This window comes from Micromonospora fluostatini, assembly GCF_050410825.1.
In the GTDB taxonomy this organism is placed as follows: Bacteria; Actinomycetota; Actinomycetes; order Mycobacteriales; family Micromonosporaceae; genus Micromonospora; species Micromonospora rosaria.
This window is the reverse complement of record NZ_CP191251.1, coordinates 2,889,676-2,909,378: the sequence shown is the minus strand read 5'-3', so window position 1 is coordinate 2,909,378 and position 19,703 is coordinate 2,889,676. Positions and strand designations below refer to the sequence as shown.

Annotated in this window: 14 protein-coding genes; 13 read left to right on the top strand and 1 reads right to left on the bottom strand. The window is 72.6% G+C overall.

The window, feature by feature from the left end; all coding sequences use genetic code 11:
• The first annotated feature begins 55 nt into the window (after positions 1–55).
• From ACQUFX_RS12460 to ACQUFX_RS12410, 11 genes are all read left to right on the top strand, one after another.
• Complete coding sequence (locus ACQUFX_RS12460; RefSeq protein ID WP_428966180.1) at positions 56–850, top strand: hypothetical protein; 795 nt, start codon at positions 56–58, stop codon at positions 848–850.
• A 28-nt stretch (positions 851–878) separates the two neighbouring features.
• The gene (locus tag ACQUFX_RS12455; protein ID WP_428966179.1) at positions 879–1,268 is read left to right on the top strand and encodes a hypothetical protein; all 390 of its coding nucleotides are present in this window, start codon (positions 879–881) and stop codon (positions 1,266–1,268) included.
• A gap of 2 nt (positions 1,269–1,270) precedes the next feature.
• Positions 1,271–2,110 carry a hypothetical protein gene (locus ACQUFX_RS12450; RefSeq protein ID WP_428966178.1) on the top strand — a complete coding sequence of 280 codons (840 nt, stop codon included), beginning with the start codon at positions 1,271–1,273 and terminating at the stop codon, positions 2,108–2,110.
• 4 nt (positions 2,111–2,114) lie between these two features.
• Positions 2,115–3,293 carry an OmpA family protein gene (locus ACQUFX_RS12445; RefSeq protein WP_428966177.1) on the top strand — a complete coding sequence of 393 codons (1,179 nt, stop codon included), beginning with the start codon at positions 2,115–2,117 and terminating at the stop codon, positions 3,291–3,293.
• Complete coding sequence (locus ACQUFX_RS12440; RefSeq protein WP_428966176.1) at positions 3,290–5,563, top strand: serine/threonine protein kinase; 2,274 nt, start codon at positions 3,290–3,292, stop codon at positions 5,561–5,563. The genes ACQUFX_RS12445 and ACQUFX_RS12440 overlap by 4 nt, the downstream gene beginning before the upstream one ends.
• Before the next feature lie 70 nt (positions 5,564–5,633).
• Positions 5,634–6,977 carry a hypothetical protein gene (locus ACQUFX_RS12435; RefSeq protein ID WP_428966175.1) on the top strand — a complete coding sequence of 448 codons (1,344 nt, stop codon included), beginning with the start codon at positions 5,634–5,636 and terminating at the stop codon, positions 6,975–6,977.
• Entirely contained in the window at positions 6,974–8,935 is a 1,962-nt protein-coding gene (locus ACQUFX_RS12430; protein WP_428966174.1) for an AAA family ATPase, read from the top strand. Before ACQUFX_RS12435 ends, ACQUFX_RS12430 begins: the two co-directional genes overlap by 4 nt.
• Entirely contained in the window at positions 8,932–9,510 is a 579-nt protein-coding gene (locus tag ACQUFX_RS12425) for an FHA domain-containing protein (RefSeq protein ID WP_428966173.1), read from the top strand. The genes ACQUFX_RS12430 and ACQUFX_RS12425 overlap by 4 nt, the downstream gene beginning before the upstream one ends.
• Positions 9,507–10,706, top strand: a complete 1,200-nt coding sequence (locus tag ACQUFX_RS12420; protein WP_428966172.1) for a hypothetical protein — start codon at positions 9,507–9,509, stop codon at positions 10,704–10,706. The genes ACQUFX_RS12425 and ACQUFX_RS12420 overlap by 4 nt, the downstream gene beginning before the upstream one ends.
• The gene (locus ACQUFX_RS12415; RefSeq protein WP_428966171.1) at positions 10,703–11,374 is read left to right on the top strand and encodes a 4Fe-4S single cluster domain-containing protein; all 672 of its coding nucleotides are present in this window, start codon (positions 10,703–10,705) and stop codon (positions 11,372–11,374) included. The genes ACQUFX_RS12420 and ACQUFX_RS12415 overlap by 4 nt, the downstream gene beginning before the upstream one ends.
• Before the next feature lie 247 nt (positions 11,375–11,621).
• Complete coding sequence (locus tag ACQUFX_RS12410) at positions 11,622–14,063, top strand: ATP-binding protein (protein ID WP_428966170.1); 2,442 nt, start codon at positions 11,622–11,624, stop codon at positions 14,061–14,063.
• Positions 14,064–14,110: 47 nt separating this feature from the next.
• On the opposite strand, the gene ACQUFX_RS12405 is transcribed toward ACQUFX_RS12410, so the two are convergent.
• Positions 14,111–14,950: a trypsin-like serine peptidase gene (locus tag ACQUFX_RS12405; RefSeq protein WP_428966169.1), complete on the bottom strand. Its 840-nt coding sequence runs from the start codon at positions 14,948–14,950 to the stop codon at positions 14,111–14,113.
• Positions 14,951–15,271: 321 nt separating this feature from the next.
• Between ACQUFX_RS12405 and ACQUFX_RS12400 the strand changes: the two genes are divergently transcribed.
• Both ACQUFX_RS12400 and ACQUFX_RS12395 read left to right on the top strand, forming a co-directional pair.
• Positions 15,272–18,262, top strand: coding sequence for a family 16 glycoside hydrolase (locus tag ACQUFX_RS12400; protein ID WP_428966168.1), 2,991 nt, complete (start codon positions 15,272–15,274; stop codon positions 18,260–18,262).
• A gap of 351 nt (positions 18,263–18,613) precedes the next feature.
• A complete protein-coding gene (locus ACQUFX_RS12395; protein WP_428966167.1) occupies positions 18,614–19,693 on the top strand; it encodes a putative sugar O-methyltransferase in 1,080 nt (359 codons plus the stop codon).
• The last annotated feature ends 10 nt before the right edge of the window (positions 19,694–19,703 follow it).

Sequence of the window (19,703 nt, the reverse complement as noted above, 5' to 3'; positions counted from 1 at the left end):
AGAGGTAGGCATGGTCGACGGATTTCTCCAGTCCCGGTGGGTGCGAGGTGATCGGGTGGGCACGTCGCGTGGTTCTGCCGACCTGGCCGCCCCACTGCCGTACCGGCGTCGGGAACGGTTCGTCGACCGGTTCCGCGGACGCCAGAGCGGACGGCGTCGGATCCCCAGTTACAGCGACCTGGCGACGTACCTCGACGAGGGCGCTGTGATCACCTTTCCCTATCCCGAGAAGCTGGCCCGGCAGTGTCTCGTCCGGATGGACGACGAACTGCTCGTGTTCGAGCAGCGGGTCGCGGAGACGGTCCGCCGCGTCGTCCGGATGCGGCACGAGTTGGTGGCCGCCGAGATGACCCTGAAACGTGGTGCCGTCGCCCTCGCGGCGGCGCGGGCGCCGCTGACCGAGGACGAGCTGCGGCCGCGCAACCCGACGGAGCGGAGCATCGACCCGGAGGTGCTGCTGAGCCGACGGGTCGCGATGCGGGAGCAGCGGATCGCGAAGGCCACGGCCGAGTACGAGCGGCGCATCTCCGCCATCGACTCACTTCAGTCCGGCATCGCCGAGGCGCAGCAGGAGGTCGAACACGAGTTCCGCGTCGCGCAGGCTCGCGCCACGCGGCTGCGGGAGCACTACCTGCTCCGCGCGGCGACCTACTGGGAGGCGGTCAGCCTGACCCATCCCGAGGGCCGGCAACTGGCGTTGCTGCTGCCCCGGTTCCGGCAGGAACTGCCGGTGTGGGTGGGCCGCACCGCGGGCGAGGTCGTGGCGGAGCTGTCCCGGCCGGTGCAGACCGCACCGGCGGGCTCCGAGGACGAGGACCCGGAAGGGGGCCGCCGTGAGGCTGAGGCGTGACCCACGCCTACCGCGAGACCTGAGGCGGGTGAAGGCCGCCCTGGCGAAGGTGCAGCGGCGGCGCGCCCCGCAGCCCGCGCTCGTGCGGGTACGGGCGGACATCCACCGGCTCGTGGGGGCGATGGTCGACCACCGCAGCGACGCGGAGATCGCGGCGCAGGTCGACGCGTACGTGGACGACCGGCTCGTCGAGTGGCTCAGCGCCGCATGGCGGTGGCACCGGGCGGTGCTGGGCGAACTCGACCACCTCCAGGTGCCGGTGGCACAGGCGCTGGTCCGGATCGAGCGGCTCGACCACGACCAGGCGAGCCAGCAGCGTGAGATCGACGGCGCGGTGAAGAGCAGCATCGACCAGATCGTCGACGAGGACCGGCCCATCTACCGCCCCTTCGCGCGCCGACGGCCGGCGGAGGACTGACGATGCCCGACACCAGTCGACCGGCCGGCCCGTTCCGCGCCGCCGCCGACCACGGCGTGAGTCACGGTGACTTCTCCCAGATCGCCGGCCGGCCCTGGTGGGTGCGCCTCGCCACCCTGGTGGTCCTGGGCGCGGCGGCGGCGGTGGACGTCGTCACCTTCCACCAGGTCCTGCTTCTCGCGCTCGACGAGAGCGAGGAGATGATCTGGGCCGCGGTGGCGGGTTTCGTCGTGGTCGCGATCGCCCTGTCCCACCACGCCGGGCTGCAGGCCCGGCAGGCCACGAGCGTGCGTCACGTGCCCGGCGCCCGGCTGGCGGCGTGGCTGTGCGTCGTGGTCTGGTCCGTGCTCGGTCTGATGGCCTTCCTGTTCCGGCTCGTCGTCGCGGAGCCGGCCGGCATCGAGGGAACGTTCGTGGTCGACGGCGAGTCGCTGTCCGAGGTGCCCGGCACCGACGACCACGCGCAGACGCTGTCGGCCCTGCTGTTCCTGGCCCTGTACCTCGGCACCGGCGTGATCTCCGGCCTGGCCGGTTTCCTCCGCTTCGAGCCGGCGGCCAAGCAGTTCGGCCGGGCGGTGGCGCGACGGGCCACGCTGACCAGACGGCGGGCCGACAGCGGATGGATCCTCGCCGGCGCGCGGCAGCTCGACACGGCGATCGACCGGGAGCGGCAGCGGCAGGAGGACGCGTGGATCCGGACCGAAGGCGAGTACCACGCCCTCGCGGCACGCCTGAAACGGGACGCGCGACCGCTCATCCACTCGATGACCCGACGCCAGCGGGGCACGCCGTCGCCCGCGCCCGGTGACGGCGAGGACCGCACTCCCCGGAAGGAGACATGACCCGATGATCAGGAAGACCCTGGCCGGTGCCGCGGCCGTGGCACTGACGTTCACCGTGGCCGGCTGCGGTGACGACGCCGCTCCGGACGACGCTGTCACGTCGTCGCTCACCTGCCCGTCGGCCACCGGGGGTGCGGTCACCCTCGTCGTCGGCGCCCGGGGCAACACTCCTCAGCCCGACCTGCCCACCGAGATCCTCGACCTGGTGCGGGTGGCCGCGAAATCCGGACGGAAGATCCACGTCATCCGGGTGGACGGCCAGCCGAGCGTCGCGCTCGCCGCGACGTTCCGCAGCGAGGAGAAGAACGACGCCCGTAACGCGCGGAACCTCGACAACTTCGTCACGCAGACGCTCGCGGTGGTCCAGCGGCTCCAGCCGAAAGTGGCCGAGGCCGACGGCCTGGCCGCACTGGCCGAGGCGGGGCGGGTCACGCCGGCCGGGGGCACCGTGGTGTTCATCGACTCGGGACTGCCCACCACCGGACCGCTGAGCTTCACCAACGTGGCGATGTTCGGTGCCGAGCCGGCCGACGTGTCGGCCTTCCTCACCGCGGAGGAGCTGATGCCGAAGCTGTCCGACCGCGCCGTGGTCTTCGTCGGCGTCGGTAACACCGCCGACCCGCAGCCGGAGCTGAACGAGAAACTCCGGAAGCGGGTGACCGCCATCTGGCACACCGTGGTCAAGGACGCGGGGGCGACGTGCGTCGAGGACCTGCCCACCGCCTCCCGCCGTACCGCGGTGGACTACCCGGTTCCGGTCTCGGTGGTCGCCCTGCCGAAACCGGTCCAGTTCGGCCGCTGCGGCACGACGGTACTGGCGGACAGCGACTCGGTGGGTTTCGTCGTCGGCACCGCCAGGCTGCGCGAGCCCGAGGAGGGCAGGAAGGTGCTGCGGCAGCTCGCCGACCAGCTCAGCACCGGTGGCCAGCGGGTCCTCCTGGTCGGCGTCACCTCCAGCGAGGGGCGGCGCGCCCGCAACGAGGAGCTGTCGAGGCAGCGGGCGGCGGCGATCAAGGCAGAGCTGGTCAATCTCGGCATCGACGCCGAGCGGATCAGGACCCGGGGTGACGGGCCGGGCGGCAGGTACTTCAGGAACGACCGCAACCGCGACGGCGCGCTCGTTCCCTCGGCGGCGGCCCGGAACAGGGCCGTGGTCGTCGAGCTGACCTGCCCGACGTCGTGACCGGGCCGCATCCACCCGAGGACGCCACCCGCCTCGACCCCGGCCGGGGTGGGGCCGGTGGTGGCGGCTCCGGCGCCACCTGGTCGCGCGACGACGAGCCGGACACCGAACAGGACCCCGGGCGGGTACGGCCGGGGCGCCAGGACGTTCCGCCGTGGTCCCGGAGGCTCCCGGACGAGCTGGGTGCCCGGTTCACGGTGCTGCGCGAGCTGTCCTCGGGTGGCGAGGGCGACCTCTACGTGGTCCGGGAGCGCGCCACCGGGCTCGACCGGGTGCTGAAGCTCTACCGGACGGGCTGGACCCCGGACCAGCGCGTCACCGGCTACGTGCTGCGGTCCCGGCGCAGTCGTCACCTCGTCCGGATGTTCGAGGTTGGCACCGCCGAGCGCCGAAGCTACGAGATCATGGAGTACCTGGCCGGGCACACCGCGGCCGACCTGCGTCGACGCCACCCGGACGGGCTGGGGCGGGACCTGCTGACCGCCGTGGTGCGTCAGGTGACGGAGGCGTTGGCCGAACTGCACGCCGGCAACATCGTCCACCGGGACCTCAAACCGTCGAACATCCTGGTACGCGGCCTGGACCCGTTCGAGGTCGTGCTCGTCGACATCGGCATCAGCCGGTACGTCGACGATGTCGAGGAGTTCACCCGTAACCGTGACGCCGGCTCGGTCCGGTACCGGCCCCCGGAGTTCATCGCCGGTGGCGTGATCTCCGCCGCGTACGACTGGTGGTCGCTGGGCATCAGCCTCTTCGAGCTGGCCACCGGCCGGCAGATGTTGGCGGGCCTGCGCGACGACGTCGCGCTGAACGTCCGGTACACGACCGGTGCGCTCGACGTGTCCGCGCTCTCCGACGAGCGGTTCCGTCTGCTCTGTCGGGGGCTGCTCACGCCCGACCCCGACGAGCGGTGGGACGAGAACCAGCTTCGGCGCTGGCTGGCCGGTGAGTCGCCGGCGGTGGCCACGACGTCGACCCCTCCGGGGCCGGGCAGACCCACCCCCGCCGGGCTGCCCTACCGGTACCTGGACGTCGACTACTGGTACCGGCCGGAACTCGCCATGGCCATGACGGAGACCTGGCAGACCGCCGCCGCCCTGCTGTTCGGCGACGACCTGGAACCCGACCGTCGGCTCGGGCGATGGCTCCGTCAGTTCCCCGACGTGCCCACGCCGCCCGGCAGGGGCCGGAGAACGAGTCCGAACGTCAGGCTGTTGGACCGGTTGCAGACGGTCGATCCGGCCCGCCCGCCGGTCTACCGCAACGAGAACATCGCCGTCGACCGGCTGTACGACCTGGCCCACCGGGCCCTCGGCACCGTCGGCGGCAGCGCGGACGTCGTGCGGGACCTGTGGACCTTCGATCTGTTGCCCGTCCTGTCCACGGGCTCGTCCGCGCCGGGGCTCAGCGGCGGCGAGGGGCTACGGGAGGTCCGCGACCGCTGGCGACAGGAGCACGTGCGGCTGACCTCGCCCGCGTCCCTCGCGGCGGTCACCGATCCCGACGCGCGTGCCGAGCTGCGGCGGCTGCTCAAGGACGAGGCACCCCGATTCCATGCCCTGACCCTGCTGGCCTGCGTGGCGACCGACGACCAGCGCCACGCCGTCCGCCGGGACCTGGTCGAGCGCGCGCGGGAGACCCACGAGTCCTGGTTCTCCACGCTCGTCGCCCAACCGGGACACCTGTGGCTGGCGTACGTCCTGGCGCCGTTCGCCGAGAGCACCGCCGACCGCAAGGCGGCCGAGGAGGAAGCCGCCCGGGTGCGCCGCGAGTGGCTGCGGCGCACCGAGGCCGTGCGGGAGTGGTCCCGGCGGCAGAACCGGCCCCGGGCGTTGTCGCTCGCGGTCGGCGGTGTCTGTGCCATGGCCGTGGTGCTGGTCATGCTGGTGGGCCTCGGCGACGCCGCCGACGTGGTGTCCGACGCCGCGATCGTGGACGCGTGGTTCGCGGTCGTCGCCTCGGTCGCCGTCGCCCTCACCGTCGAGTCCCTGCTCGCCTGGACGATCGGCGGGCGGTTCCGGCCGTACTCGATGCTCGTCGCGGCGGCGGTCACCGTCGGCCGGCTGGCTCGGCGGGTGACCGGCCGCTGGCTGGCGCTGGCGGTGGTGGGCGGGCTGTTCGTCGGCGCCGGGCTGGTCACCGCGTACGCGCCCGTCGTCACGCCGGTGGCGGTCGCCGTCCTGATGGTCGTCTGGACCATCGCCCGGTACCTCGCCTGGCTCGACGAGGTGGAACGGGAACGGGCCGACATCGCGGCGGCCGAGACGTGACCGCAGGTCAGCCGGTGCCCGGACCGCGACGGTCGGGCCGTCCGTCAGGTACAGCCATGAGGTGGTCCAGATGAGTTCAGCCGGCGTCGTCGTTCTGCCCGTCGCGGTCGTGGCCGCCGCCGGCGCGGCCGCCGTCCTCGCGGCTGCCAACGCGGCGGTCCTGCTGGTCGACGCGGCCGGATCGGTGGCCGAGGGCGCGGTCCGCGCCGTGGGGGAGTACGGCGCGCGGCTCGAGGAGGAGTTGGCGGCCCTGGCCGAGGCCGAGGCGAACGCCGTGCGCTGGCGGTGCGCCGCGGCGGACGTCGTCGGGCTCAACGCCCGGATCCGGCTGGTGCAGCGGCGGGCGGCGGGCAGCGGTGCGCACGTGGGCCTTCCGCCACCGGTCGACCTGACCGGCCACCCGGTCGAGGAGATCAGACGGCGGGTGCAGGAGACGGAGCGGGCGCTGCTGGCGGCGCAGCGCGAGGTGGACGTGGCCGTGGCGGAGCGGGAACTGGCCGCGATGGTGGCCGCCCTGCCCCCGGCCGCCGCCACGCCGGACACGCTCGCCGCCGTCCGGGCCCACCGGGAGGCGCTCACCCGCCGGCACGCGCCCGAGGCGCACCCCGCTGCGGTCGGGTCCGGCCCGGTCAGCCAGAAGGTCGAGCGCGTCCTCGCCGGGCTGGACCCGGACGCGAACGCCGACGAACGGACCGAGGTGCTCCGGATCGCCGCGCTGGCCGCCGCCCACCCCGGGGAGAGTGCCAGCTACCTCCGCGCCCTGCGGGCCACGGTGCGGGAGGCCAACGCCAGGAACACCCGCCGCCGGCTCGCGGCGGAGTGGCTGACGACCCTCGAGGACCGCGACGTGGCCGTGGCGCTGACGTGGAACGCTCCGCCGGATCCGCTGCGGGGGACGGTCGCGAGACTGCGCGAGGTGGTGGACGGCACCGCGGATCTCACACCGGAGCTGCGCCGCGACGGCACCGCGATGATCCTGTGGGCCGGGGAGATGGTGCGGCAGCGCTTCACCCGCGACATGGTTGCGCGGGTCCTGCGCGACGAGGGCTACACGGTCGACGCCGAGGTCGACACCCCGCACACGGCCGGGGTGCGGGTCAGCCGCGCCGACTGGCACGGCGAGCACACCGCCGACGTCTGGGTGGACGGGAACGGCACGATCCACGGCCGGGTGCTCCGGGAGTTCGCCGCGACCGGCGACGAGGCGGAGCTGCGGGACCGGGCGCGCTGCGACGACTTCGCCGAGCACCTGACGACCCTCGCCGGCCGGATCGACAACGGCACCGGCGCTGCGCAGGTCTGCGTGGACCACGGCCGCAGGCCCGAGCACCGGCACCGCGACGCGCCGGTCTTCGACGCCGGGACGACGGACACGGCCGCACCGGGGACCAGGGCGAAGGAGGCGGGCCGATGAGCGCCGACGGCGCGCCGCGAAGCGACATGTTCCTGCCGGGCTTCCCCGCGTTCGCCAACGAACTCGCCGGAACGTTGGCGGTGCACGCGCAGTACGTGTTGCACGGCAACCTGCGGGACCAGTTCCTGGTCCGGGTGCCCGGAGCCGCGCCGCGACCCGCACCGATGCTCGCGGTGCTGTGGCAGGCGTTGCAGCCGAGCGGGTTCCAGAGCCTCATCTGCTACGACCCGGTCGACGGCATCACCGCCTACCCTCCGGACAGCCGGTTGGTGGCGGAGAGCCTGCTCGGTCCCCGGGCGGTCGGCCGCCGACCGCCGCTGGAGAAGCTGCGCGCCCACCTCGCCAAGGTCGTCGGGGTACCCGAACAGCCGCCCCTCGACGCCGAGCCGGCGTCGTCGGCGGCCCGGGCCGGGAGCGCGCCCGCCACCGTCACACCGAGGGCCCGGGTCGCGTTCGTCATCGACTACGCGGCGCGCATCGCGCGGGCGCCGGGTCAGCTCGACCCGGTCGAGCGTGACTTCTTCCTGTACTGCCAGAAGGTGGCGCTCATCGCGACGCCGTTCTCCCTCCCCGGCCCCCGGCCCACGCCACTGTTCAATCCGGTCATCTGGTTGGTGGACGGGGAGCGGGACCTGCCGGCCTGGCTGACCGCCGGGATCGAGCCGATCCGCACGGTCGCGGTCAGCATGCCGACGCTCGACGACCGGACGGTCCTCGCCGGGTTGTTGGCGCCGACGCTACCCGCGCCCCGGCCCGACTCCCCGCTCGAGCCGAGGGCCTTCGCCGACACCTTCGCCAAGCGGACCGACGGCATGACCCTGCGGTCGATGATGGCGATCACCAAGCTGGCGCGGGACCGTGGTATCGGCGCCGACCGGATCGGTGACGCCACGCGGATCTACAAGCTCGGGGTGGACGAGGACCCCTGGCGCCGCAGCAGCGTGCGTGAGCAGATCGTCGAAGGCGAACGCATGATCGTCGGCCGGATCAAGGGGCAGGACCGGGCCATCGGCAAGACGCTCGACATCCTCAAGCGGGCCGCGCTGGGCCTGTCGGGCGCGCAGGCCACCAGCACCGCCACCCGGCCACGCGGGGTGCTCTTCTTCGCCGGGCCGACCGGCGTCGGCAAGACGGAGATGGCCAAGCAGGTCGCCGAGATCCTCTTCGGGGACACGAACGCGTACCTGCGCTTCGACATGAGCGAGTTCTCCGCCGACCAGGCGGCCGACCGGCTCGTCGGGGCACCGCCGGGCTACGTGGGCTTCGAGGCCGGTGGTGAGCTGACCGGCGCCGTCCGCCGCAAGCCGTTCCAGGTGGTGCTCTTCGACGAGATCGAGAAGGCGCACCCCCTGGTCCTGGACAAGTTCCTCCAGATCCTCGAGGACGGCCGGCTCACCGACGGGCAGGGCATCACCACCCACTTCACAGGGTGCGTGCTCATCTTCACCTCCAACCTCGGGATCATCGTGACCGACCCGAGGACCGGGACCCGGGAGCAGATCGTCCATCCGGGCATGCCCTACCAGGAACTCGAGGCGAAGGTGAAGGCGGCGATCCGGGAGCACTTCTCGGTGACGATCGGCCGACCGGAGCTCCTCAACCGGCTCGGCGACAACATCGTCGTCTTCGACTTCATCGGCGAGAAGGTCGCCCGTGAGATCTTCGAGCTTCAGCTCGCCAACATCACCGGGCGGGTCGAGCAGGAGCTGCAGATCAACCTGGAGCTCACCGACCAGGCCCGCCAGGAGCTGAGCGACCTCTGCACCACCGACCGGAACAACGGCGGCCGGGGGATCGGCAACCTCCTGGAGAGCAATCTGGTCAACCCGCTGGCCCGCTTCCTGTTTCCGCAGGACCTGCCGCCGGCCAGTACCGTCCAGGTCACCGCGATCAGCCAGGGCGACGACTCCGTCCTGCCGGCGGTGCGGGCGACCGTGACCCGGCTGGGCGCGCCGTGAGACAGCGGTGCCCGGAGGGCGGGGAACTGCACGGCCCCGAGGCGGCGTTCTGCCCGGAGCACATCTGCGCGCTGGAACCGGACGTGTCGTCGGCGTCCGGCGCGGCCGGCGACGACGCCGGGTGGCCACCGGCGCGGGACGGTCGGGGGGACGAGGACGAGTGCGTCGCCGCGACCTGCTGGAACTGCGGCTCGCCCCCGGCGAACGAGACCAACACCGAGTGCCTCAATCCCGACTGCCGCCGGTCGCTCACGCCGCCCGCCCTGTTCGTCGTCTTCGAGTACGGGCAGGTCGAGGTCGAGCCGGGCGGGCGGGCCGAACTGGGTAGACAGGGCCCGTACGGGCGGCTCTTCCGGCCGTACCCGAACGTCTCCCGCCGGCACGCGGTCGTCGGCGTGGAACCGGACGGCACCGCGTGGATCGAGCCGTTCGCCACCCCGAACGGCACCTTCGTCAACGGCGAGGAGGTCGAACCGGTGCGCCGACCCCTGACGGCGGGGGATCGGGTGCGCCTCGCCCGTGACGCCGAGGGCACGGTCAGGCTCCCTTCGAACCGGCAGAGGAGTTCACGATGAACGTCCTCCGACGTCTGGCGGAGCGGCTGCGGGCGGCCCTGGTCGCGGTGCGTGCTCCCGCGACCGGCACCGTCGCGCCGCTGCCGCAGCCACTGGTCGACCCCCGCACCACCACGGCGAGCCTCGTGAGCAGGGCCGAGCAGCGTGGCGTCGCGGACGGGCGGACGACGATGCTGGACACCTGGTCGTTCGGGGGGCCGGATGTCCCCACCTCCGACCTCTTCGATCCCGGGTTCGTGCGTGTCCTGCGGCACGAGTGTGAGGTCGCCGTCGGGACCGTCCGGGATCAGCAGGCCATCACCGAGTCGCGGGCCGCCCACGTCCGACGGCGGCGCGACGAGGCCGACGACCTGATGACCGCGGCGCGCGCGATGATGCGCGGCGTCGCCGTGCGTGAGGCCGAACTCGAGGCCAGGACGGTACGGCGTCGTCAGCGCCGGGCCCAGGTCGACGTCGACGACCTCCCCACGGTGGGCCCGGACGACGCGCTGTGGGAGGGCGAGACGAACACGCTCGGCCTCTTCTGGCGACTGCTCATCCTCCTCGGCCTGATCGCGGCCGAGGTTCCGGTGCAGTACCACGTGTACGGCTACTTCCTCGGCGCCACGTCGGACGTACCGGATCTGGTCCTGCCGCTCAGCCTGTCGACGGCGGTCTTCCTGGTGCTCGGTCCGTACCTGGCCGCCGTGTTGCTGCGGGCCCGCCTGGCCACCGGCGGCGAGCGTCGGCTCGGTGGGGTGGTCGTCGCCCTGGCCGCGCCCTGGCTGGTGGTGGCGGTCCTGCTCGGGCTGCTGCGTGGCGTGATCCTGGCCGCCGACGCCACCAGAGTGGAGCGGCTGCACCTGACGCCGACCACGATCGTGATCATGTTCATCGCCGTGATGCTGGTCATCGGCACCATGTCGTTCATGCTCGGTCTCGCGCGGCGCCATCCGTTCCAGGAGGCGTACGTCCGGCAGCGCGACCGGCGCGACCGACTGGACCGCCTGTGGTGGGTGACGGCGCATCGGGTGAACCCGGCGTACCAGGAGTCCGAGGCGAACGTGGTGGAGCAGGAACGGACGATCCGTGCCTCGTACGCGGCAGCCGAGGAGGCGTACTTCGCGGCGTTGACCCGTACCGTCGGCGACCCCAGCTTCACCGAGGCCGTCCAGCAGCGTCGGGGCCGGCGCCCGTCCAGCGGCGGGACGCCGTGAGCACGATCCGGGTCAGCCGGACCCACTTTCCGGTGACCGCGCTCGGCCCCGGCCGTCGGTTGGGGGTGTGGGTGCAGGGCTGCCCGTTGGCCTGTGCCGGCTGCATGTCACTCGACACCTGGGATCCGGGGGCCGGCGTCGAGATGGCGGTGGCGGACCTTCTCGAGGTGTGGCGCGAAGCCGTGGTGGCGGGCGCCGAGGGCATCACGGTCAGCGGCGGGGAGCCGTTGGCGCAGCCGGAGCCGCTGCGATCGTTCCTGGCGGGGGTCGACCGCACCCGATCCGGCCTGGAACCTGTTCCGGACATCATGCTCTACACCGGCTACGAGTGGAACGAGCTGGACGACACACAGCGGGAGACCGCGAGCCTCGCGGACGTCCTCGTCACCGGACGATTCGAGGCCGCACGACCGACCGGGCTGATCTGGCGTGGCTCGGCGAACCAGCGCATGGTGCCGCAGACCGACCTCGGTCGGCGGCGCTACGCCGCATACCTGGACCATGCTCCGGAGCACGCGCCCCTGCAGGTCCGGCCGGACCACACCGGCATCTGGGTCATCGGTACGCCGCACCGGGGCACGCTGCCCCGGCTGGAACGCGAGCTACGCCGCCAGGGCCTCGGCCCGGAGGCTGTGACGTGGCGACCCGCGCCTCCTCCGCAGGCGTGAGGGCGAGCCGAGCGCGGAGCACAGCGGCTGAGCGCGCCTGGCGACGTCCGGGCGTGGTCCCGGGCGGTGGCCCGCCCGCGCGGGCCGTCGCCGTGGTCGGGTCGCGCTGTCGGCGTCGCCCTGCGAAGACACGTTTTCCCGATATCTGGTGACATCGCGGCATGGGGCCGCCCCGTACCTCCGGCCGGAGGGCTGACAATCCTCAGTGACCCGGTGAGATCGTCCGGAGTGAAGAAGGTGTGGCGGGATGAGCGAAGCCGGCCGGGAGGCGCAGGCGGCCCTGGTCTCGTTCGCCGGTGAGCTCAAGCGGCTGCGGCAGCTCTGCGGGGCACCGTCGCTGAACACGTTGGTGGCCGTGTCGACGGCGCTGCGGGTGCCGTTGGCCCGCTCCACGCTCAGCGACAAGCTCAACGCCAAGTCGCTGCCCGAGTGGCCCTTCGTCGCCGCCTTCGTCCAGGCCTGCCTGACCCACGCCGAGCGGGCCGGCATCCGGCTGCCGGCGGAGCTGACGGAGCTGAGCCGGTGGGACGCGGCGCACTGGCGGCTGCTGCGGATCGCCGACGCCGGCCGCAGCGAGGATCGGCTGCGGGTCGCCGCGCACACCCAACTCGCCCGGCGGGGCGGGGGTGGCGAGGCGTCGGGGCACCGGGTGGCCCCGTCCGACCAGGTGACACCTCGGCACCTGCCGGCGGCCGTACCCGGTTTCGTGGGGCGCGGGGCGGCGCTCGCCGGGTTGGCCGCGGTGCTGGCGCACCGGCACACCTCGCCGGGCTCGGTGCCGGTCGCGGTGGTCAGCGGGACGGCCGGGGTGGGCAAGACGGCCCTGGCGGTGCACTGGGCGCACCGGGTGGCCGATCGTTTTCCGGACGGGCAGCTCTACGTCAACCTGCGGGGGTTCGACGCGGGTGGGCCGGTGCCGGAGCCGGCGGAGGTGCTCCGGGAGTTCCTGGAGGCGCTGGGGGTGTCGGCGTCGCGGATCCCGGCCGGGCTGGCGGGCCGGTCCGGGCTGTTCCGCAGTCTGCTGGCCGACCGGCAGGTGCTCGTGGTGCTGGACAACGCCGGCACCGCCGAGCAGGTCCGGCCGCTGCTGCCCAACTCGCCGGGGTGCCTGGTGGTGGTGACCAGCCGCAGTCACCTGCCGGGGCTGGTCACCATCGAGGCCGCGCAGCCGGTCGTGCTGGAGCCGTTGTCGGGGGTGGAGGCGTACGACCTGCTCTGCGGCCGGCTGGGGCCGGACCGGGTGGAGCGCGAGCGGGACGCGGCGGGCCGGATCGTCGCCGCGGCGGCGGGACTGCCGTTGGCGTTGGCCATCGTGGCGGGGCGGGCCGCCGCCCGGCCGGGTCTGAGCCTCGGCCGGCTCGCCGACGAGTTGGCCGGGCCGGGACGGCTCGACGGGTTCACCGGCGGGGACGCGAGCGTGGACCTGCGGGCGGTCTTCTCGTGGTCGTACCGGGGCCTCGACCGGGCGTCGGCGCGGGCGTTCCGCCTGCTGGGGCTGCATCCCGGGCCGGAGGTGTCGGCCCCCGCGCTGGCCAGTCTCGCCGGGATGCCCGTCGCGGGGGCGGAGCGGACCCTCGCGGCGTTGGTCGGCGCGAACCTGGTCGCCGAGCAGCGGCCGGGCAGGTTCGTCCTGCACGACCTGCTGCGTGCGTACGCGGCCGAGCAGGTGGCCGGGCGTGATCCGGACCAGGGACGCCGGGCGGCGCTCGGTCGGCTTCTCGACCACTACCTGCACACCGCGTACGCGGCGGCGGCGCTGCTGTACGACCAGCGGGACCCGCTCGACCTGGCCGCGGTGCGCGCGGGGGTGGTGGTCACCGGGCTGGCCGATCGGGCCGAGGCGTGGCGGTGGCTCGTGCGGGAGCACCGCGTGCTGCTGGCGCTCGTCGCGCTCGCGGCGCGGGCCGGCTTCGACACGCATGCCTGGCAGCTCGCCTGGACCGTCAACACGTACCTGGACCGGATCGGGGCGTGGCAGGAGCAGTTGGTCGTGCAGGAGGTGGCGTTGGCCGCCGCGGCGCGGGTGGGTGACCGGGACGGCCAGGCCCGTGCCCACCGGAACCGGGCCGTGGCGTGTCTGCGGCGGGAGGACCACGAGCAGACCTCGTTCCACCTGCACCAGTCGCTCGGGCTCTACGCCGAGCTCGACGACGCCGTCGGGGCCGCCCGGGTGCATCTCAACCTCGGCATCCTGGCCGAACGGCAGGGACGGCTGCGGGAGGCGCTCGACCAGGCCCGGCGGGCGTTGGAGCTGTTCGCGGTGGCGGGGAACACCAACGGGCGGGCGAACGCGCTGAACAACATCGGCTGGTACCACAGCCAGTTGGGGGACTTCCCGCAGGCGCTCGAGCACTGCCAGCAGGCGCTGGCGCTGCAACAGCAGGTCGGTAACCGGTACTGGCAGGCGCACACCTGGGACAGCCTCGGCTACGTGCACTTCCGGCTGGGCCGGCAGGCGGAGGCGATCCGGTGCTACGAGAACGCGCTCGCCCGGTGGCGGGAGGCGGCGGAGCGCTACTACGAGGCGACGACCCTGACCCATCTCGGCGACAGCCATGCGGCCGCCGGCGCGCCGGAGTCCGCCCGGGTCGCCTGGTGCCGGGCGGGGGAGATCCTGGACCAGCTCGGTCACGCGGACGCCGAGCAGGTCCGGGTGCGGTTGCGGTCGGCGGCGGTGCGGTCGGCCTGACCGGGGCGGACGTCGGCCGTCCGCCCCGGTCGTGGTGGGTCGAGAGGTCACCGCCACTGCATGAGGTTGCTGACGGCCTGCGCGGTGAACCGGGTGGCGATGCTGTTGGTCAGGCCCGGCCCGGTGCCGCCGGGGCCGCTGACCAGGATGCCCAGCGCGGTCTGGGCCGTGAACGGCGGCGGTGGGCAGGGGCACGGGATCACCAGCTGCGGCGGGGTCGGGCACCAGTCGTCCGGGTCGGGGGTGTAGAAGACGGGGCTGCCGTCCTGTCCGCCGCTGAAGGCGTGCGGGGCGTAGAGGAGGCCGGCGGTCTCGGCGCGGATGACGGCGTTGCTCGTCCACTGCCCGGGTCGGTCCGCGGGGTATCCGTGGGTGGTGGTGCAGGAGCCGGTCACCGGGCGGGTGGTGTATCCGGGGTTGAACCAGCCGGTGGTGGTGCCGACCCCGCAGGTGAGCTGCACGGCGCCGTAGTTCTGCGTCGGGTCGCCGCCGCCGGGGGCGTTGCTGGCGCCGGTCCAGCCCTGGGGGGCGAAGAGCCGGGCCGCGGCGCAGGCGCCGAAGGGGGCGGTCGTGCCGGTGTGCCCCGGGTAGGCCACGACGTTGGTCCGCCAGGTGCCGGACGACCCGCCGCTGTGGACACAGTGGCCGGCGGTCACCACCGTACGGGCGCTGATCATGAAGCCCGTGCACCGGCCGCCGGGGAAGGTCAGCAGGACGGTGGCGCTGGCGGGATACGTCGTGGTGTCGGCGACCGGTACCCGGTTGTCGGCGCTGGTGGTGACGGCGCGGTCCCGGCTCGGCGCGGCGACCGCCGGGCCCGCCGGAGGCGCTGCGGTGCCGAGCGCCAGGGCGGCCAGCGCGACGACCGCCCATCTCTGTCGTGACATGGGGTTCTCCTTGGGCCGGGGTGTGCCCGCTGTGGGTACGCCTGCGGTGACCAGGCTGCGGGAGAGCCCGGGTGTCCGGTCGATTCCCGGACGCCGGAACCGCTCGGACGCCGGCCGGCACCGGCCCGGGTTTTCCTCAACTGAACCCGACTTCTGTCCGAAAAGGCAGAAGTTCTGGTTGCGTCGTGGAAAGAACTAGATATTCCGATGAATGTGGCTGATGATGCTCCCAGTCGCGATCGAGATTCACCTCTGCCGCCCCGCGTCCCCCGGACGGCAGGGTCGACGCGTGTCTGGAGCATCGTCGAAAGGGAGAACGGGATGCCCCTAGGTTCCCCACGCGCCCGCCACCTCGGCACCATGGTGGGTGCCGCACTGGTCATCGGGCTTGCTGCCGTCGTGCCGTCGCCGGACCCGGCCCGGGCCGCGAACCTGCCGCCCCAGGAGCCGGGGGTGACCCTGCGCACCTACGACGTCCGTGTACCGCTGAGCGAGATCTGCACCCTCAAGCCCGGGCAGACGCCCAACGTCGACAAGTTGATGCCGGTCGTCGACTGGACGAGCACCGCCGACTTCGGCCTGGCGGACAACTTCGTCGCCCACGTGCACGCCAACCTGCACATTCCCGTCGCCGGCACCTACACGTTCCGCCTCACCAGCGACGACGGCTCGCGGATGCACCTCGACGGCGCGGTCGTCATCGACCACGACGGGTTGCACGGGCCGACCTCCAAGGACGGCACCGTCACCCTGACCGAGGGCCCGCACACCCTGTGGATCGAGCACTTCGAGGCGGGCAGCGGCCAGCAGCTCACCCTCTCGTGGCAGCCGCCGGGCGCGGACGGGTTCGTCGTCGTCCCGACCTCGGCGCTGAGCACGGACGCCGGGGTGGTCCGGGTGACCGCCCCCGGCTTCAAGGCCTGCCAGGGGATCGACGACTCACCCGGGGACGGCCTGCCGCTGGACTCGGTGCACCCCGACTACACCCTGACCGACCTGCGGCCCGCCGGGTTCACCCCGCAGGTCTCCGGGATGGCGTGGACCGCCGACGGCCGGCTCGTCATCAGCACCTGGGGCGGTACCGACCAGCGCACCGGCGAGGTCTACATCGTCGACGAGGTGACCGGCGCCACCGGCCCGGAGCGGGTCACCTACCGTCGGGTGGCCAGCGGTCTGACCGAACCGATGGGCGTCGCGGTCGTCGACGGCACCATCTACGTGTCGCAGAAGCACGAGCTGACCGAGCTGCGGGACACCGACGGCGACGAGGTCGCCGACGAGCACCGGACGGTCGCCACCTGGCCGTACGGGGGCAACTTCCACGAGTTCGCGTTCGGCCTGCTGTACAAGGGCGGCAACTTCTACCTGAACCTGTCGGTGGCCATCGACCGGGGCGGCGCGACCACCAACCCGCAGCCGGTCGGCGACCGGGGCACGAGCGTCGTGGTGAACCGGCGGACCGGGAAGGTCAGTTACGTCGCCGGCGGCCTGCGGACCCCGAACGGCATCGGCTGGGGCCCGGAGAACGGGCTGTTCGTCACCGACAACCAGGGTGGGTACGTGCCCGCCTCGAAGCTGGTCCACATCGAGCAGGACCGCTTCTACAACCACTACACCAGCCCGGCCGGTCGCTTCGACGCCAACCCGGTGACCCGGCCGGTGCTCTGGCTGCCGCAGAACGAGATCGCCAACTCGCCGAGCACCCCCGTGCTGCTCAAGAAGGGCCCGTACCGGGGTCAACTGCTGATCGGTGACGTGACCTACGGTGGCCTGCAACGGGCGTACCTGGAGAAGGTCCACGGGCAGTACCAGGGCGCGGTGTTCCGGCACACCCAGGGCCTGGAGGCCGGCGTCAACCGGGTCACCCTCGGCCCGGACGGTGACATCTACGTCGGTGGGCTCGGCGCGGACGGCAACTGGGGCCAGGCCGGCAAGCTCCGCCACGGCCTGCAGAAGCTGACCCCGAACGGGACCCGGACCTTCGACATGAAGTCGATGAGCGCCACCCCGAACGGCTTCAAGATCGAGTACACCCGGCCGCTCTCCACCGACACCGTCCAGAACATCTCCCAGCGGTACCGCGTCGAGCAGTGGCGCTACGCCGCGACGCCGACGTACGGCGGGCCGAAGGTCGACCAGGAGACCCTCAGCGTCGAGTCGGTCAAGGTGTCCGACGACCGCAGGACGGTCACCCTCGCCGTCGACGGACTCCAGCGTGACCGGGTGGTGTACCTGCGCTCGCCGCGTTCGTTCACCGCCAACAACGGCGAGGAACTCTGGAGCACCGAGGCGTGGTACACCCTCAACAACATCCCCGGCGCGCAGCCGGACCGGGTGTTCTACGAGTTCGAGGAGGGCCGCCGCCAGGGCGGCGCGGCGATCGACACCGAGCACGCGGGCTTCTCCGGGGTCGGCTTCGTCGACGGGTACGGCGCGCTGAACGCCTCGACGACGATCCACACCGAGGTGAGCCGCGCCGGTGAGTACGAGGTCGGGCTGCGCTACAGCAACGGCCCGAACCCGTTCGTGGGCGACAAGACCATCAGCATCCACGTCAACGGCCGGAAGGTACGTCAGACCGTCCTGCCCAGCACGGTCACCTGGAAGGAGTGGGCGACCAAGACCGAGCGCCTGACCCTGCGCAAGGGGGCCAACACCATCGAGTACCGGGTGGACGCCACCGACACCGGGCACGTCAACCTGGACCTGATCACGGTCCGTCGCCCCGGTGAGCGGATCGTCCTGTTCGACGGCGGCAACCTGTCGGAGTGGCAGCACACCAACGGCGGCTCCGCCTCCTGGCCCCGGGTCGAGGGCGACGCGATGCGGGTGAGCGGCGGTGACCTGCGGACGCGCCAGGCCTTCGGTGACTTCACGCTGCACGTGGAGTTCAAGGTGCCGGTGCTCCCGCCGGAGGTCACCGGGCAGGCTCGCGGCAACAGCGGCGTCTACCTCCAGGAGCGGTACGAGATCCAGGTCCTGGACTCGTACGGCGACCCGACGTTGGACACCAACGAGGCCGGGGCCATCTATCTGCAGAAGGCGCCGGACGTCAACGCGGCGACCCCGCCGGGGACCTGGCAGACCTACGACATCGAGTACCGGGCCGCCCGTTACGACGGCACCGGGGCGAAGGTCGAGAACGCCCGGGTGAGCCTGGTCTGGAACGGGGTGCTCGTCCACGACGACGTGGCGATCACCGGCCCGACCGGCGGCAACATCCCCGAGGGGCCGGCGACCGGGTCGATCCGCCTGCAGGACCACCAGAACCCGGTGGAGTACCGCAACATCTGGATCGAGCCACTGAGCTGACGGGAAGCTGAGCACGACCTGCGGACGCGCGGTGGGTGCCGGCCGGACACCGGTCGGGACCCACCGCGCTCCCGTTGGCCCGCCCTCGGTGGACCCGGCACGCGGGACGCCAGCGGGCCCGACGACGCAGGAGCGGGCTGCGGCCACGGTGCCCGCCGCGTTGCGTCGCGCGGGGTCGCGCCGCACCTGCCCTGACCCGCCGTGATCAAATGTCGTGTTTTCTGCGGCAACAAGGGATCCGGCGGAGAAACGCCGGTTGCCACCCGACATAGCAGAATTGACGGTGACGACGGAATGGGGAACGGCGCACATATATAGACGGAAGTCATTCGATGCTGTCAGGATGGCGGCATGAAGCAAGCTGTGCACCGGCAGCCTCTCCTGCTCTCGTCCGCGCGTCACGTGCTCCGTTCGCTCGGGCTGACGGCGGTCCGCACCTCGTCCTCGATCACCAGCTACCGCCTGCGCAGATGGGCGGGTACCCACAACCCCGCCCAGCCGGTGCCGGTCGAGATGGCGCGGGTGCTCGTCGACGACAACGAGGAACTGACCGACCTGCGTCGGCGCTACCAGGCGCTCGTGTCACCGCTGCGGCCCGGCCGGTTCTGGCGTCACAACACCCGGCAGCGTGACTTCAACCTGCGCTACTTCCGAGGCGACAACGCCTATGTCTGGCAGTTGCGGCAGCTCGGCGAGAACCCGAGGCTGAAGACGTATCTCTACGCGCGCTACGTCGCCGCGATGGACGAGCGCGGACTGCTGGGGCGGCTGGCCGAGGACGGTGCCTTCGGCTGCTGGACGTTCGGCTACCGGTCGCTGCCGCTGGTGAGCCGTGACCTGCTCGACTCCGTCAACGAGATCTACTTCCTCGACCGGCACTGGGGCCTGCTGTCGCGCGAGGGGTACACGGTGCTCGACGTGGGGGCCGGCTACGGCCGGCTGGCCCACCGGATGGTGGAGGCGTGCCCCGGGCTGCACCGGTACCTCTGCGTCGACGCGATCGCGGAGTCGACCTTCCTGAGCCGGCAGTACCTGCGGTTTCGCGGCGTCGACGACAAGGCGGTCGTCCTGGACCTCGACGAGTGGGAGGAGAAGGCGGCGGCCGCCCGACCCGACCTCGCCGTCAACGTCCACTCCTTCTCGGAGATGCCGATGAGTGCGATCACCGCCTGGATCGGGAGGCTCGCCCGCCTGGAGGTGCCCGCCTTGCTGATCGTGCCGAACGAGGGGGCGGACCTGCTGAGCCACGAGGACGACTACGCGCGCCTCGACTTCTCCCCGGTGCTCGCCGAGCACGGGTACAGCCTGGCGGCGAGTGAGCCGATCATCAGGGACGACGACGTCCGGGAGTTGACGGGCCTGCGCGACCACTTCCTGTTGTTCGTGCGCTCGGGCGCGGACGGTCGGGGGACGGGGCTGTCGCCGACCTGACCGGCTGAGG